Below are 15289 nucleotides of genomic sequence, written 5' to 3' on the forward strand. Positions count from 1 at the left end.
CGGCCTTATGGTGGTTGCGTTTTAGGAAAGTTCCCACAGCCCGGTCACTTGACCCAAGGCGCGTGGGCCACCACACTATACGCAGGCTACGTACAGAACATGGATGCTCTATTTATCGAGTTGCCGGCCTTTGAACGGCATCGCAGGGACTATCTGAGTGACGAGCTATTCCAGGGCTTTCAACAGGAGTTGATGAAGAACCCGCAAGCGGGCGACGTGATCGAGGGAGCCGGCGGGTTGCGCAAGGTCCGTTTCGTCGATGAGCGACGCAACAAAGGCAAACGCGGGGGCTTGCGAGTCATTTACTACTGGTGGTCGGGCGGCACGCAATTCTGGTTATTCACCCTGTACGGCAAACACGAACAGGACGACCTTACCCCCAACCACAAGAAAGCCCTAAAACACATGCTGGACAGGGAAATCAAAGCGAGAACACATCATGAAACGTGAAATCTTTTCCGAACTGGTCGAAGGCTTCGACGCCCTGGCCGAAGAACGCCAAGGCAAAGTCACCCTGCGGACCCACAAGGTCCATCTCAACAACCTGGCCCCGCTGAGCGCCGAAGAAGTGGTCGCCGTGCGCCAACAACTCAACCTCTCGCGCTCGGTGTTCGCCATGTACCTGCGCACCAACGTGCGCACCCTGGAAAACTGGGAACAAGGCCGGGCCAAGCCCAACGCCCAGGCCACCACCTTGATCCGGCTGGTGGCGCGCTTTCCGGAAACCGTGGCGCAGCTCGCTGCACTAGGCTAAAGAACCACACCGTGGTGATCCGGCTTGCAGTGCTGAACGGCTGGTTGTGGCGAGCGGACTTGTTGCGGTGAGCAGACTCGTTGTGTGGAGTGGGTTTGTATTGGCGAGCGGGCTTGTTGTGGCGAGCGGGCTTGCCCCGCGTTGGAGCGCGCAGCGCTCCCAGCAAAACACAAAGTCACCCCGCTCGTGGGTAATGCCAGACCCGATCGGCACAACCCTAAGCCGGTTATCACGCGCGTACCAGGCAATCGGCGCGCTTTTTAATTCGCCAAAAAGCAGGGCTTGGGCGGACAGTCGAATGCGGGGCGTTGGCCGCCCCGCATTCAGGCGTGCGCTTAGAACGCGATACCGACTTTAAAACCGTACTCGTCGCGCTTGAGCTTGGTGTTGTCGGCGACATAGGAGTCGTCGTCGAGTTTGTATTCGGTGCGGGTGTAATACAGGCCCGCCATCACCGGCAAGTCACCTTTCTGGTTCATCAGCAGGCTGACTTCGGCGTACGGGTTGGTGCGATCCTTGAGGTCCACCGTGTCGCTGCCCAGGCCATCGACCTTGAGCTTGGCCCGGCCGTCGATGGTGCGGCGGGCACCCGCTTCGACGCGCAGGGTCATGTCATCGAACTGGTGGTTGTAACCCAGCGCGGCCTTGGCAAACGGCGATTTGTTGGTGAGCTTGACGTCGTAATCGTTGGTGTCCGGCTCGTAACGGGTCCAGCTGTAGCCACCACCGACGATCACGTCGACGAAGTTGCGCGCGTCCAGCGCGGCACGCCAGCCAAGGTCGAGGTCAGCCTGGCCTTCCTTGAGTTTATTGCTACTTTTTTCGCCGTATTTGGCTTCGATACCGGCTTGGTAAATGAAGCCGGACTCGGCGGTGAGCTTGTTGCCGAAGTTGTAGAACAGGCCCGCTTCGGGCATGTGGTCCTTGTCGCTTTCGCTGCCACCTTCGAGTTTGAAGTCGTTATAGCTGCCCTGCAGGCCCAGGACGGAAATCGGGCCAGTGGGTGCTGCGGCGAACACCACAGCAGGCGCGGTAACCAGCGCCAGCAACGAGGAACCCTTGAGGAATTTTCCGAATAGCTTGGACATCGTTTTACATCTCCTTGTCTGGTGAGCAAATTATTCAGGAAACGGTTCGAACCTCGGCGTTTGCCAAAGGTTCGAATTAATTTGCATTGACATGAAGGTAAAACGGTTCAGCGAAGGCTCTAACTCAAGGTTCCCTAGAGTTTGCCATTACTAAGCCATCAAGGGCTTGGCGAAGTTGCGGATGCTTCGGCAAACAAATACCGAAGGTGCCCTGCAGCAATTCCAGTAACTCATCGGCACTTTCGACTGCGCGTTTTTCGCTGGGCTGGTCAAGGCAATGAACCGCGTAATTGGCATTGGCCAAGGTATGCCGTTTACCCGGCGCCAACCGCGCCGCTTTCAGTTGCCCGACGAAAACGGAAGCCGGGTGCGTCGACACGTACCAATTGCCGATGGTGTAGTCGATGTCGGCCTGCACTTGCAGGTCGAACACATATAAGCCTCGCCATTCCTCGCCCACCAGCGCCCACAGGGTGTAATCGGCACCGTTGAAGGTCAGGCGATAAGGTTCATGGGCGGTGGCCTGGGGCACCTCGGTGTCCAGCTGCAACGGGCTGCTGGGCACCATGCCACCAAAGCCGACATCGGTGACATAACGCACGCCGTCCAGGGTCACCAGGCTCAGACGATGGGTGCGCCCGGTGCGCGCATCAGGCGGCCCGCCCATCACCACCCAGCCGGTAAGCCCGCGTGCGTCGAAACCCAGCGCCTGCAATAGCGCCAGGAACAGGTAGTTAAGCTCGAAACAGTAACCGCCACGCCCGTCCAGCAGGACCTTTTGCTCGATGCTGGGCAGATCGATCGGCACCGGGGCCTGCAGCAATGTCGACAGGCTCTCAAAGGCGAAGGTGCAGACGTGCCGCAGCTGCAGGTCCTGCAGGGTTTTGAGCGTGGGCGGCGGGGGCGAGTCGTAACCCAGACGCTGCAGATAGAGCTGGCTGTGAGTCAATCGGGACATGGCGCGATCCTTGGGCGCGTGACGAGTGCGTCACTATGCCGCGCCAGCGTACGACTTGTCATTTTGAGTGAACCTTTTTGAAAGCCCACCTATCCATCTATAACAAGACAGGGAGGCAACATGAGTACCGCAAAAATCTACACCATTCACTATCAACTGCACGGTCAACCGAAATCCTTTGTGGTGCGCGCCGAGGTGATGAATAACGCTGAAGCGTGGCATTGGGCGGCGGTCGACGCCGATATTGCCCATGTCAGCCGCATAGGGCGCGTGGGCCATGAGCAGGTCAAGAAAACTACCCGGCCTTGGGCGGAGAAGTTTGGGATCAGCGAGGTTACCTGGGTGCCGCCCAAGTAGGTTTCGTTTGGATGTGATCAGGCCCCGCTTTTGCGGGGTTTGGTTTTTGGGGGTGTTGGGGGGTGTATATCCGTTATTTAGGTAACGGCGGCTTATGGTTCCGCTCTTACAGCGGCTCACTTTTTGAAGGACCGGAATGCCGGCCCAGCAAAAAGTAAGCAAAAAGTCCTCGCCCCAACACTCGGTGCCTCGCTGTGGCTCGGCATGCCCGCAATCCGACACTGATTTGAGGGGCCGCCGCCACGCGCCATCCATGGCGCGGGGCGGCTAAACCGGCATCCCTGCCGGTTTACCCCCCAAATCACTGTCGAATTCCGGCCATCGTGTTTGACGGGGCGATTTCAGATCAAGATCAAAATCACAAGCGCAGATCAAAAGACCGCTGACTTCGTCATCGAAAAGGATGTAAGGGCAACAGCAACAGCAACAGCAACAGCAACAGCAGAGCCATACTCGGTCAAAGGTGGGAGCTGGCTTGCCTGCGATGGCATCAACTCGGTGTGCCTGATGTACCGAGGTGTCTGCATCGCAGGCAAGCCAGCTCCCACAGAAAAGCAGCTCTTCGGTGCATGCAAATCCACAGTCGACCTCATGTTCAAAACTGCATACGGTCAACTGTGGGAGCGGGCTTGCTCGCGAATGCGGTGGGTCAGTCAATTCATCTATAACAGACATACCGCATTCGCGAGCAAGCCCGCTCCCACATTTAGACTGTGTTGCATCAGGTAGATATGCTGTTGCTTTGCACTTGATCTGGCTTTTGCTTCAACCACTCAGGTCGGCTTTCAGGCCGCCGTGCTCTGCTTTTGATCTTGCTTTTGATCTGAGGCGCCCCGTCAACCACGATGGCCGAACGCAGGCTTGAATCCGTGGGTAACCCGGCAGGACGCCGGGTTAGCCGCGCTGGGCCAAGGATGGCCCATCGCGGCGGCCCACGGATTCAAGCCGGAGTGCGGGCACACCGAGCCTAGGCGAGGTGCCGAGTGGTGGGGCACAGACCTTTTGGTTACTTTTGGGGCGTTTGCCAAAAGTGACCCGCTGTAAGAGCGGAACCATAGGCCGCCGTTACCGCAGCAATGGATATGTACACTATAAACGCCAACATCACCCAGGCTTCTTAAGATCCCCCAACGGATCATAATCCACCTTTTTGCGCTGCGCCTTGTCCTTATCCAACGGCGCAATTGCCGGCCCAATGGGATCAACCTGCGGGTCCGACACATCAGGCGAATCCGGATCAAACCCCAATTCATCCTCGCCGCTGGCATGCTCGCCCGAACCCGGGCCTTTTGGATGATTACTCACTGTCACCTCCTGAACCTATAGCGGGCGCGCCCTGTCATGCAGGTTTTCAAGGTCTTCCTCAACCCGCTCAACATCATCGTCCTGACGCTCGGCCGGGTCATTGGGCCGCAACGCATCGTTGTCACGCTCCTCCTCTCCCGGCGTACGGTCAGGGATGGGTGTACCCGGCGGCGGTTGCTTGTACTCAGACATGATGGCTTACCTCAAAAGGGCTACACAGATTTAGAGAAACCACCCCAAGCCATGGTTCAACTTGTTTGCCCAAAGCATGCGAAGATGCCACCCCGCCTTTCTTGAGACCTGACCCGGATGTTCGAGCTCAAACCCTGCGACCCCACCACCTTCCGCCAACAAACCCGCCGCAGCACGCTGATCATCGCCGTGCTGTTCATGGCCCTGGCCATGCTGCTGTCGACCCTCGCGGTGATGCTGTTCGGCGACCCCGGCGGCGACAATTTTCGTTTTAATGTCGGCGGCGTATTCGCCGGGGTATTGATCACCGTCGCCCTGGTGCGCGGCCCATTCTGGACCCAGCCATGGCTGGCGCCTGCAGTGTACGGCTGGCAGCTCAAGCGCAACCTGATGCGCGTGACCAATGTGATGCACACCCTCAAAGAACGCGTACAGGCCAACGACCCCACCGCCCTCAAGGTCCTGCGTTTTTACCACCTGGGGCTGACGCAGATGCATGAGCTGGACGCCAACTCCAGCGCCCAGGCGCAACTGGTCGGCGAGATGGAAGCCCATAGGGCGAAAATGCAGGCACTGGGGATCGACACCGACCAAACCCGCTTCGACCCCAGCTGGCTGGAAGGCTTTAAAAACCCATAATCAGCTGGAAGCCTTCGCGCGCCAGCAGAACACGGCGCTGACGGCAATCGCGGCGCCCGCCAGGCCAAACACCCACGGCGCCGACGCAACCGGTAGCAGCAACCCCGCCATCAGCGGCCCAAGGCCGGCGCCGACGTCACGCCAGACCGCATTGGAGGCCAGCGCGGAAACGCGCATCGAGCCAGGGTTGCGCTCGGCCACCAAGGTGGTCACCAGTGGCAGTTGCAAGGCGCGCAGCACCAGCACCGCGGCCGCGCCGACGATCACCCAATAACTGCCAAATGCCGTGAGCGCCAAGGCACTCAAGAACGAAAACAACAGCAGCATCGAGGTGGCGCCAAACCGCTGCGCCGCACGCCCACCCAGCGGGCTCAGGAGCATCTCCGAGGCATAGCGCAGGGCCATCAGGCCGCCGGCGATCAGTACCGCATCGCCGCCAAGAATCTTCTGCGCCTGGATCGACAAGCCGAAGATAAACAACCCGTCCAACGCCACGCCTTCGATAAACGACCACACCGCCACGCTGTCCGGCCACTTGAAGCGCCGCCCGGTGCTGTGCAAATCATGCCCGACGGTGGGCAAACCACGCGCCACCCACAGGCCTGCCAGGCAGCAGCCGGCGAGAATCAGGAAGATAGGTCGCGGCCCGGCCCACAGGGTCAGCCAGCCACCCAGCGGCAGCGCCAGCATCGGCCCCAGGGCGATCACCGCCCTGGAGCGCCCTGCCCTGCGCGCCGCGCCCGCTGGCTCAGAAGTGGCCAACACTTGGGTCGACAGGTTCAGCGCGGCAAAACACAGGCCCCAGATCAGCCGCAGCCCCAACAATGCGGCGAACCCAGACAGCATCGAGTTACCCAAGGCGCACACCGTGGCGGCACCGGCGGCGATCATGCAGGTCAGCCGGTCGCCATTATGGGCGTAGAAATTCAATACATGGCGGTAGCCGAAAATCCGCACCAGGCGGTTGGCTGCCAGCAACACCCCGGCCTGGGCCAGGGTGATGCCAAAGGCCTGGGATTCCATGGGCAGCAGCAAGTAGAGCAGCACGTCGCTGGGCAGGCATAACGCGAGGGTCAGTGCGGCACGTCGGGAGGTGGTATCAGCAGTGCGTAGGGCCAGGCTGGACATAAATCTGAAACATCCCGAAATATTCAGGCCGCCACGTTAGCGTTGCCGCCGCGTGTTTTACAAGGGCTAAACCTTGTGTTTATACGGCAACAGGCGCAGCCCACTGGCCACACTGCCCACCAGCGCAAACCCACAGCCCAGCCACAGCGCGTATTGCGGGCCGCTGCCCAGGGACAGGTGGAAACAGAACGCCACCAACGAGGCCCCCAGCGTTTGCCCCAGCAAGCGTGAAATCGCGACGATGCCACTGGCCCCACCGCTGCGGGCCAACGGCGCACTGGTCATGATCGCCTTGAGGTTGGGTGACTGGAAAAAACCGAAACCGGCGCCGCACAAAGCCATGCGCCAGCCGATATCAAAAGCGCTGGCGCCGCTGCCCAAGGTCGCTAACGCTGCCATGCCCGCGCTGAGCATCAGCAAACCGATGCCGCACAACAGGCCCAGCGACACACGATCCGCCAGACGCCCCGCCACCAAAGCCATCACCGCCACCACCGCAGGCCACGGTGTCATCAGAAAACCGGTTGCCACCTGGCTATGGCCGAGCACCGCCTGCAACAGAAACGGCAGTGATACAAAGGCCAGGCCCTGAGCGCTGAACGCACAGATGGCCGTGAGGGAAGACAGCGCAAACACCGGGCGCTTGAACAAGTCCACAGCCAGCATCGGCGCCGGGTGGCCGACCTCACGGCGCAACAGCAATGCACCGCACACCATCGCCAACGCAATCAAACCGAGGGTCAGTGTGCCTTGGGCGTCATGCACCGCCGTGCCCAGGCCCAGTACCAACAGCGCGAACAGGCCGGCACACAACAGCGCCGACAACCGATCGAACGCGTGGCCGGTCAACGGCAGTGTCGGCAATGAACGCAGGCCCAACCCCAGGGCAAGCAGCCCCAGCGGCACATTGATCAGGTACAGCCAATGCCAGCTCGCCACCGACAGAATCGCCGATGCGGCGGTCGGCCCCAGCGTGAAGGCCAACCCCACCACCAGCGAGTTATAGCCCAGGCCGCGCCCAAGCATTTTTGACGGATAGATATGCCGCAACAACGCCGTGTTGACACTCATCAGCGCCGCCGCCCCCAGCCCTTGGGCCACCCGCGCGGCGGTCAGGGTCAGCAAAGAACCGGCCAAACCGCAAAACAGCGACGAGACAATAAACAGCAGCAAACCACCGAGGTACACGCGCCGGTGGCCGAGCACATCACTGAGCGACGCGAACGGCAGCACCGTGGCGATAATCGCCAGCTGGTAGGCGTTCACCACCCAGATCACCGAGGCCGAATCAGTGCCAATACCCTGTGCCAGCGTCGGCAGCGCCGTATTGACGATGGCGGTGTCCAGGGTTGCCATGCCAATGCCCAAAGACAAGGCGATCACCGCCGGCAAGCGTTTATTGGAAGGCAGCCCATCGGCAACAGAAGACATGAACAATCCGCACAGGTGACAAGGGCGATTAGATTACGGGCTGCGCGGATTTTTTTCAGTGGCCAATTGCCTGGCTGTCCGAATTTTCATGTTTGATGGCTGGGGCAAGCCATAATGCCAGTCAGTTAAGCGCAGATCCCCTGTGGGAGCGGGCTTGCTCGCGAAAGCGGTGGGTCAGTCAACATCAATGTTTGCTGGGCCGACGTCTTCGCGGGCAAGCCCGCTCCCACATTTGATCTTCGCTGCTTTGAGCATTTCGTTCGCTTAACTGACTGGCATTAGGGCAAGCCACATTTGCGTTGCGAACGGGGCTAATGCGGCGAGCGGGCTTGTTGTGGCGAGCGGGCTTGCCCGCGTTGGAGTGCGAAGCACTCCCAGTAAAGCCACCTCGGGTACTCCTGACAGATTTGGTCGCCAGTTTTGGGGCCGCTTCGCAGCCCAACGCGGGGCAAGCCCGCTCGCCACAACAAGCCTGCTCGTCCCAAACAACAAGCCTGCTCGCCACAAACAACAAGCCCAATCGCCACACATTACTCAATCGCCACAGGCTCAACGATCAACTCACTGCCCAACCACCCGGCCAAGTACTCACCGGCCTGGGCCACACCCGCCTCTTCACCCAGGCGCGCCACCAGAAACTCGCACAGCCCGGCAAAGCTGCCGTCGGCCTGCAGGTGCAACACGGCCTCAAATTCCAACGCACTGACCTGGCGTAAACGTGAGGTGTACTGACGCCGCCACACCAACACACCACCGGCCTCTGCCAGCATCATCGCCTGCGGCGCAGCCGTGTCTTGCCACAGTGCCGACCAGATAGCCTCGGCATTAGTGGTCAGTGCATGGCAGCGCAACGACGGCGTCAGGCGTAAAACGGCGCTGTCCCAATCCAACTCGGCCAGGGCTTGCAACGGCAAGGGCGACGCATCGGCGGCGACAAACGCCTCATTGAGCGCCGACTCGATCCAAGCCAGTTCGTGCACATCCGGGTTATTCGGCAACACGGCCTTCAAGGTTGCGTAAAACCCTTCGGGATACGCATCCAGGGTCCAGGCATGCGGGGGTTGCTGGTCGATATGGGTAATGCTGGCCACCAGAAACGCCTCCTCTCCCAGCCAACGTCGCACAAGGGGAAACGCCTGTTGCAGGCAACCCACCAACTGCGCGCGATAGTTGTTCTGGTACACGGCCAGGCCTGCGTGCCGGTCGCCCAGCAGCCGGGCCGAATCATCCGACCCACTCACCAGCCAGGTGCGAAATGCCTGCTGCCACTGCGCCAGGTTCATCGTGCCCGCCCCAAAGCCCGTGCCTTCGACAGCTCCTCAAGCAACTCGGCCAGCGGCGGGATGGCATCATCGCGCTCGATCATCGTGGCCACCGGCCCCAGCAGCGCAATGGCCTTGGCATACAAATCCCAGACCCCGGCACACACCGGGCTGTCGTGGCTGTCGATCAACAGCTCACGGCCCTGGCTATGGCCGGCCAAGTGAATCTGGCGCACGCGCTCGGCGGGAATACCGTCGAGAAACGCCAGGGCATCAAAGCCATGGTTGCTGGCGCTGACAAACACATTGTTGACGTCCAATAGCAACTCGCAGCCTGTGCGCTCGGCCATGGCGGTAATAAATGCCCATTCGCTCATGCAGGCCCCGTCAAACGCCAGGTAACTGGATGGGTTTTCCACCAGCAGCGTGCGGCCCAGCACATCCTGGGCCTGATGAATATTGGCGCACACGCGGTCCAGAGCCTCGTCCGTATAGGGCACCGGCAACAAGTCGTGGGCATTGAAACCCCCGCTGCGCGACCAACTCAGGTGATCGGAGACAAACAGCGGCTGCACCTCATCGACCAGCGACTTGAGGCGCCGCAGGTACGCTTGGTCCAGCCCTTCGGCGGTGCCGATCGACATCGACACCCCGTGCAGCGCCACCGGGTAACGCTCGCGGATCTGGCGCAGGATGTGCCGTGGTTGCCCACCTGCGACCATAAAATTCTCAGAGATCACTTCAACAAAATCCACCGGCACCGAGGTTTCCAGGAAATCGCCGTAGTGCTCCTTGCGCAGCCCCAGGCCATAGCCGGAAAAGCGCGGGTTAAATGTCGGCATCATCGGTACTCCAGCAAAAAACTGTGGCGAGGGAGCTTGCTCCCGCTCGGCTGCGCAGCAGTCGCCCGTTTCTGGAGGCGCTGCACAAGCAAGCTTGCTCGCCACAGGAAGGCGTTATTTCGGCTCAGTCAACGTGCCGCCGGCCTTAAGGCACTCAGACGGCGTCTTGACGATCACACCCTCGCCCTTGCAACTGTTAAGGCCCTTGCAGTCGTGCTTGGCGGTGGCACACAGGCTTTCGCCCTTGCAGCTGTTGACGCCGTAGCAACGGCCGGGTTTTTCCTGCTGGTCGGCGGCGCTGGCGGCACCGGCGAATGACCCCGACGCCATGGCAATCAGGGCGGCGGCAGCGGCGAGGCTCAGACGGGATTTGAGTGCAGTGTTCATGGGTATTTCCTTTTTGAGTGCTGTGTGGGGTGAGAGCAATTATTTGATAACGGAAGCAGCGTCTTCGATGACCTTCGCCACCGCCTCAGGCTGGGAGATGTACACCGAGTGGCTCGCCTTGATTTCGGTGACCTTGGAACCGGCGCGCTGGTACATCCAGCGCTGCAGCGCGGGGCTCAGCGCGCGGTCTTCGGTGGACACCACGGCATACGTCGGCTTTTTGTGCCACGCCGCCGCCCACACGGTGCCGCCGAACAAGGCGGTGGTGGCCGGCACTTGGGAGGCGGCCATGAAGTCGGTGCGGTTGGGGGTCAGGTCAGCGGCAAAATCGGCGTTGTATTTGTTGCGATCGAAGAACAAATGGCCGTCGCGGCTCTGCTTGATGTCATCGCTGGGCGCCGGCATCGAGCCGATCAACTGGGCCATGTTCTCGCCCACCTCCGGCTGCAGCGCCGAGACGTAGACCATCGACTTGACCTTGTCGCGGTCGCCGGCAATCGAGATCACCGCGCCACCGGAACTGTGGCCCACCAAGACCACCGGGCCGACTTGCTGCTCCAGCACTTCACGTGCCTCGGCCACATCCGCCGCGAGGTTTTCGTGGCCCTGGTGCACCACGGTGACCTTGTAGCCCTTGTGAATCAGGATGTCGTGCACCACACGCCAACCGGAACCGTCGACAAATGAACCGGGCACGATCACCACACTTTTACCGGTGCCGGGCTGCGGTGTATCGGCCGCCTGGGCCAGTACGGGGACCGTCAGGGCCACGGCCATGGTCAAACAAGAAAGCATGCGCATCGGGTATCTCCATCAGGGTTGTCAAGGTTTGCCGAACAGCTGGCGATCCAGCGACCACGCTCCGCCGCCATAGGCCAGCAGTGGCAGCAACAGGCCGGCCCAGGTCAGGTGCGTCGGCCAGGCCTCGGGGTACACGAACACCTCGATCACCAGGGTCATGCCCAGCAGCGCGGCGGCCGCCGGGCGCGTCAGCAGGCCCAGCACCAGCAAGAGCGCAAACAGGTGTTCGGCGTAGGTCGCCAGGTACGCGGCCCAGTCCGGCGGGATCAGCGGCAAGGCGTACTCCGAACGGAACAGGGTGTAGGTCGACGGCTTGAGGCTCAGAAATCCGCTGACCTTGGTACGCCCGGACAAAAAGAACACCGCCGCGATGCCCAGCCGGGCCACCAGCAACAGCAGCGCCTGGGGCAACAGGCGCTGGATCACGGCTGTTCCGTCAGGCTGCCGAAGCCTTTGGGCGTCTTGATCTGGGTGCAGGTGCCCTTGTCGACCAATACCCAGGCGTTGCCCTGGTAATCGGCGGTGGCGGTGCCGGCGCACGAGGTGCCTTTGCCGGCGGCGCAGTCGTTGGCACCGGCGAGGGCCACGCCGAAGCATTTTTCCTGGGGCTTGGCGTCGTCGGCATGGGCCATCGCCGCAAGGGCGCTGAGGGACAGGGCGAAAGTGGCCGCAAGGGCCGCATAGGGTCGCTTCATCGGTGTATCTCCTGGCTTGACTGAGTGTGGCCAGGGCGCGTGTGGCGGTGAGTGACCGCCTGCGCCAGCTGGTGAGCAGAGTTAAAGCCAGGCGTGTATCCGGTCTGTGTCGCCGACACGCCAGAACGTCATGCCGATGTATCAAGGTGGCGCGGGGATACTTTGTAATACAAAGCCACTAGAGCACCGCCAAATCCCCAGCGTTTTATTCGGCACCTCGAACGGCACCATTAGAACTATTGGTGTTCGCGAACGAAGGCATCCCCAGGTCGCCAACGAGCACAAAGATCACCCTGAATTTAAGGCCGGGCGCTGATGATCCATGCCGATGGCGACAACCATTCGGACATGCCCAAGCTGCGGGGTGGTGGCGGTGAGCGCGGAGTGTGGGGCGTGATCCAAGCACCCACACAAATCAAACGGTGGGAGCTGGCTTGTGTGGCGAGGGAGCTTGCTCCCGCTGGGGTGCGAAGCGCCCCCAGGATAGCTGCGACTGCTGCGCAGTCGAACGGGAGCAAGCTCCCTCGCCACAGACCCCCACACCGTTTCAGATCTGGGGGATCAGACGAATGCGCTCAGGTCCAAATGCCCATCCTTCACCGGCGGGCACCAGTAATACCCACCGGTCAACGGCGTACTGATCCGGTACAACCCATCCACAATCCCGTCTTCCAACCCGCTCATGCGCCGCAATTGCGCTTCAAACGCATCGAAGGAATGCCCAAACGCCAGGAACATCAACCCCGCCTGGCCGTTCTCGGCCCACGGCATCGAGCGGCGCACTACAAAGGCTTGCGGGGTAAAACTTTCCTGGGCGGTGCGCTTGGTGTGAGCAGATTCGGGGGCGTCGTCCAGCTCTTCGTTATCGCCATGGCGGCGGCCGATGATGTGGTCACGCTCCTGGCCGGGCAACGCGGCAAAACCGTCGAGGTCGTGTTGCCATTGCTGGATCGCGGCAAAGCTGGCGCCGCTGTCGGTGAGGGCGGCTTCGACGGCGGCGTCGTCGTGGGGGTTTTCGGTGCCGTCTTCGTAATCGGTCAGATCGAAGCCGGTTTTGTAGCGGAAGCCTTCGGTCATCTGCACCAGCCGGAATGCCGGGGCCAGGGCTTTTTCAAATGCGCGGCTGCGCAGCAGCAGTTCACCGCGATCCACACCGTGCAGCCACACCCACAACGCCTGCTGAGTAGACGGGTTATGCGCGCCGGGGCCCGTGACGGCGGGGAATGCGCGCAGCCCTTCAATGTGCGCGCCGAGCGAAGTCACCAGCGGCTCGCCAAAACCGACCACTGCGCCCGCGTCCGCCAACTGCACCAGCGCGTCCAACGCGGCGGGTACGGCTGCCAATACGTCAACGGCAAAAAACAGATGGCGTGCCTGCAACGGCACCGGTGCGGCAAGAATGCCCGGCTGGTAGTGACTCATGTGAACTCCTTCTGAAAAGCCGCGCAGTTTACCCCAACAGGCAGGGCACACGCGGGCTTGTGCTCAAGGTTTTCCAGATCACGCGGTTCCAGGCCCAATTGCGCCTTGAACTGCGCCCAGCCTTTGGGCGTGACCCGCACCGCACGTGAATCCTTGGCGCGGCGCAACCAACCGGCATCGCACCAGGCACTGAACAATTGCACGCCGAGCGGGCCGGCCACGTGATGGGTGCGCTCGGTCCAGTCCAGGCATTGGCGCGCAGGTTTCAAGGCGCTTGAGTCGATGCCCAGGGTCTGCAACCAGGCTGCGCCTGCGGGCAGCACTTTATAGTGTTTATCGCCGACGGCGCGCAGGTAATGGCGTTTTTCCAGCGCCTGGGTCACCGCGACGCCCAACTGCCCGGCCAGATGGTTGTAGCAGCAGCGCGCAAACCGTAGCCCTTGGGCCTCGCGGCTTTGGGGTTTGAGCACGATCGCCGACAACGGCGCAATCGCACTGAGAAACTCGATCGCCTGGGCCACATGCTCCCCGGCCAGGCGGTAATAGCGATGCCGGCCCTGGGTTTGGCAAGCGAGCAAACCACCGGCGACCAATTTGGCCAGGTGGGTGCTGGCGGTCTGCGCGGTGATGCCGGCAGCAAAGGCCAGTTCACCCGCAGGCAACGCGCGCCCGTCGAACAACGCCAACAGCATCGCGGCGCGGGCGGGCTCGGCGAGCAGCGCGGCAACCTCGGTAAAGGTGGATGGGTTCGACATGGCGGCTCTCCAACGGGACCTGCGCAGTATAAGCGTGACGCAGGCAAGCATGCTTCGATCGGCGTCGAAGCATCTGCAGCGTGCCGCGCGCTAGATTCGCCGCCTGTGTCTTTTCAAGGAAGATGTGCATGCCACAACGAAAGGTGCTGGCCGCGACCAGCCTCAGCTATGTACTGGTGATCCTCGATACGTCCATCGTCAATGTGGCGCTGGACCCCATCGCGATAGCGCTGCACAGCAACACCGGCGCACTGCAATGGGTGGTCAGCGCCTACACCTTGACCTTTGGTTGCCTACTGCTGGCCGGCGGTGCGATGGCGGATCGCTTTGGGGCGCGCAGGCTGTATATGACCGGCTTGCTGGTGTTTACCCTGGCCTCGCTGCTGTGTGGCGTGGCCAGCGACATCAACCTGCTGGTGGCCGCGCGGGTGCTGCAAGGTGTCGGCGCAGCGTTGCTGGTGCCGGCGTCCCTGGCGCTGATCAATCAGGCGTATGCAGGCAACCCCGCAGGCCGCGCGACAGCCATCAGCCTGTGGGCCGGGTGCGGCGGCATTGCCATGGCAGCCGGGCCGTTGGTGGGTGGCGTGCTGATCCAGACGCTGGGCTGGCGCAGTATCTTTCTGGTCAACCTGCCGTTGGGGCTGATCGCCGTCGGCCTCAGCGCGCGCCTTGCCGCCAGTGCCAGACAGCCCCGCGCCGCAGGCTGGCTGCGCCTCAGCGTGCAGCTGTTTGGCAGCCGCGTGTTCAGCCTGTGTGTGGCCGTGTCACTGCTGTCGGCGCTGCTGCTGTATGGGCTGATGTTTGTACTCAGCCTGTATTTCCAGCGGACCCTGGGCTTCTCGCCGCTGCGCACCGGCGTGGCGTTCCTGCCGCTGACAGTGTTGGTGAGCATCGGCAGCCTGATGGCCGGCGAGTTCATGCGCGCCTTTGGCAGCCGCAGGCTGATCGGTGGCGCCCTGATGCTCTACGTGGCCGGTTTTGGCCTGTTGCTGATGGGCGGCGCAACGCCCGACTACGCCTTGATCGTGGTGCCCATGCCGCTGATTGGCCTGGCTGCCGGGCTGATCACCCCTGCCGCCACGGCCGCGTTGATGAATGCGGTGCCGCAGGGGCGGGCCGGAATCGCCGCCGGCATCCTCAATACGGCGCGACAGATCGGCGCAGCATTGGGCGTGGCACTGGCCGGCGCGCTGCTGTAACGCGTCTGGCGCTTGCCACACAGCCCTTGGATGGGTGACTCTCTAGTCATGTTTTGCAACTATTCCAGGGGTAG

Annotated in this window: 19 protein-coding genes and 1 pseudogene; 6 read left to right on the forward strand and 14 right to left on the reverse strand. The window is 61.8% G+C overall.

Annotated features, from left to right (window positions below; translation table 11 throughout):
- Nucleotides 1–99: 99 nt before the first annotated feature.
- Together PSH96_RS17375 and PSH96_RS17380 are read left to right on the forward strand one after the other, a co-directional pair.
- A complete protein-coding gene (locus PSH96_RS17375; RefSeq protein ID WP_305454053.1) occupies nucleotides 100–450 on the forward strand; it encodes a toxin in 351 nt (116 codons plus the stop codon).
- The gene (locus PSH96_RS17380) at nucleotides 440–754 is read left to right on the forward strand and encodes a DNA-binding transcriptional regulator (protein ID WP_017137525.1); all 315 of its coding nucleotides are present in this window, start codon (nucleotides 440–442) and stop codon (nucleotides 752–754) included. The genes PSH96_RS17375 and PSH96_RS17380 overlap by 11 nt, the downstream gene beginning before the upstream one ends.
- A gap of 335 nt (nucleotides 755–1089) precedes the next feature.
- Here the strand turns inward: PSH96_RS17380 and PSH96_RS17385 are convergent, their stop codons facing one another.
- Nucleotides 1090–1842 carry an outer membrane beta-barrel protein gene (locus PSH96_RS17385; RefSeq protein WP_056861692.1) on the reverse strand — a complete coding sequence of 251 codons (753 nt, stop codon included), beginning with the start codon at nucleotides 1840–1842 and terminating at the stop codon, nucleotides 1090–1092.
- Nucleotides 1843–1966: 124 nt separating this feature from the next.
- Nucleotides 1967–2800, reverse strand: coding sequence for an arylamine N-acetyltransferase (locus PSH96_RS17390; protein ID WP_305454054.1), 834 nt, complete (start codon nucleotides 2798–2800; stop codon nucleotides 1967–1969).
- A 120-nt stretch (nucleotides 2801–2920) separates the two neighbouring features.
- On the opposite strand from PSH96_RS17390, the gene PSH96_RS17395 reads away from it, so the two are divergent.
- A complete protein-coding gene (locus PSH96_RS17395; RefSeq protein WP_017137532.1) occupies nucleotides 2921–3157 on the forward strand; it encodes a DUF6555 family protein in 237 nt (78 codons plus the stop codon).
- 1104 nt (nucleotides 3158–4261) lie between these two features.
- Here the strand turns inward: PSH96_RS17395 and PSH96_RS17400 are convergent.
- Nucleotides 4262–4462, reverse strand: a complete 201-nt coding sequence (locus tag PSH96_RS17400) for a DUF6021 family protein (protein WP_305454056.1) — start codon at nucleotides 4460–4462, stop codon at nucleotides 4262–4264.
- A gap of 15 nt (nucleotides 4463–4477) precedes the next feature.
- Complete coding sequence (locus PSH96_RS17405; protein WP_305454057.1) at nucleotides 4478–4654, reverse strand: hypothetical protein; 177 nt, start codon at nucleotides 4652–4654, stop codon at nucleotides 4478–4480.
- Between the two features lie 117 nt (nucleotides 4655–4771).
- Between PSH96_RS17405 and PSH96_RS17410 the strand changes: the two genes are divergently transcribed.
- Nucleotides 4772–5293 (forward strand): DUF3087 domain-containing protein, encoded by a 522-nt coding sequence (locus tag PSH96_RS17410; RefSeq protein ID WP_305454058.1) that lies wholly within the window; start codon nucleotides 4772–4774, stop codon nucleotides 5291–5293.
- On the opposite strand, the gene PSH96_RS17415 is transcribed toward PSH96_RS17410, so the two are convergent.
- The 8 genes from PSH96_RS17415 to PSH96_RS17450 form a co-directional block, all read right to left on the reverse strand.
- Complete coding sequence (locus PSH96_RS17415; protein ID WP_305454059.1) at nucleotides 5294–6421, reverse strand: MFS transporter; 1128 nt, start codon at nucleotides 6419–6421, stop codon at nucleotides 5294–5296. It lies immediately after the preceding gene.
- A 66-nt stretch (nucleotides 6422–6487) separates the two neighbouring features.
- Nucleotides 6488–7852 carry an MFS transporter gene (locus tag PSH96_RS17420; protein ID WP_305454060.1) on the reverse strand — a complete coding sequence of 455 codons (1365 nt, stop codon included), beginning with the start codon at nucleotides 7850–7852 and terminating at the stop codon, nucleotides 6488–6490.
- A gap of 530 nt (nucleotides 7853–8382) precedes the next feature.
- Entirely contained in the window at nucleotides 8383–9135 is a 753-nt protein-coding gene (locus tag PSH96_RS17425) for a DNA-binding domain-containing protein (protein ID WP_305454062.1), read from the reverse strand.
- Nucleotides 9132–9956: a DUF692 domain-containing protein gene (locus PSH96_RS17430; RefSeq protein ID WP_305460096.1), complete on the reverse strand. Its 825-nt coding sequence runs from the start codon at nucleotides 9954–9956 to the stop codon at nucleotides 9132–9134. Before PSH96_RS17430 ends, PSH96_RS17425 begins: the two co-directional genes overlap by 4 nt.
- A 114-nt stretch (nucleotides 9957–10070) precedes the next feature.
- Nucleotides 10071–10343, reverse strand: coding sequence for a hypothetical protein (locus PSH96_RS17435; protein ID WP_305454064.1), 273 nt, complete (start codon nucleotides 10341–10343; stop codon nucleotides 10071–10073).
- A gap of 39 nt (nucleotides 10344–10382) precedes the next feature.
- Nucleotides 10383–11144 (reverse strand): alpha/beta fold hydrolase, encoded by a 762-nt coding sequence (locus tag PSH96_RS17440; RefSeq protein WP_305454065.1) that lies wholly within the window; start codon nucleotides 11142–11144, stop codon nucleotides 10383–10385.
- Nucleotides 11145–11165: 21 nt separating this feature from the next.
- Entirely contained in the window at nucleotides 11166–11570 is a 405-nt protein-coding gene (locus PSH96_RS17445; RefSeq protein WP_305454067.1) for a DoxX family protein, read from the reverse strand.
- Nucleotides 11567–11839: a DUF2282 domain-containing protein gene (locus PSH96_RS17450; RefSeq protein WP_305454068.1), complete on the reverse strand. Its 273-nt coding sequence runs from the start codon at nucleotides 11837–11839 to the stop codon at nucleotides 11567–11569. Before PSH96_RS17450 ends, PSH96_RS17445 begins: the two co-directional genes overlap by 4 nt.
- A 303-nt stretch (nucleotides 11840–12142) precedes the next feature.
- Between PSH96_RS17450 and PSH96_RS17455 the strand changes: the two are divergent.
- Nucleotides 12143–12238: pseudogene (locus PSH96_RS17455) on the forward strand (superoxide dismutase [Cu-Zn] SodC2); the annotation flags it as partial.
- 162 nt (nucleotides 12239–12400) lie between these two features.
- On the opposite strand, the gene PSH96_RS17460 reads toward PSH96_RS17455, so the two are convergent.
- Together PSH96_RS17460 and PSH96_RS17465 are read right to left on the reverse strand one after the other, a co-directional pair.
- Complete coding sequence (locus PSH96_RS17460) at nucleotides 12401–13261, reverse strand: Dyp-type peroxidase (protein ID WP_305454069.1); 861 nt, start codon at nucleotides 13259–13261, stop codon at nucleotides 12401–12403.
- Complete coding sequence (locus PSH96_RS17465) at nucleotides 13258–14016, reverse strand: helix-turn-helix transcriptional regulator (protein ID WP_305454070.1); 759 nt, start codon at nucleotides 14014–14016, stop codon at nucleotides 13258–13260. The genes PSH96_RS17460 and PSH96_RS17465 overlap by 4 nt, the downstream gene beginning before the upstream one ends.
- A gap of 128 nt (nucleotides 14017–14144) precedes the next feature.
- On the opposite strand from PSH96_RS17465, the gene PSH96_RS17470 reads away from it, so the two are divergent.
- Nucleotides 14145–15215: an MFS transporter gene (locus PSH96_RS17470; RefSeq protein WP_305454071.1), complete on the forward strand. Its 1071-nt coding sequence runs from the start codon at nucleotides 14145–14147 to the stop codon at nucleotides 15213–15215.
- The last annotated feature ends 74 nt before the right edge of the window (nucleotides 15216–15289 follow it).

Origin of the sequence: Pseudomonas sp. FP2338 (assembly GCF_030687515.1) — a bacterium.
In the GTDB taxonomy this organism is placed as follows: domain Bacteria; phylum Pseudomonadota; class Gammaproteobacteria; order Pseudomonadales; family Pseudomonadaceae; genus Aquipseudomonas; species Aquipseudomonas salomonii.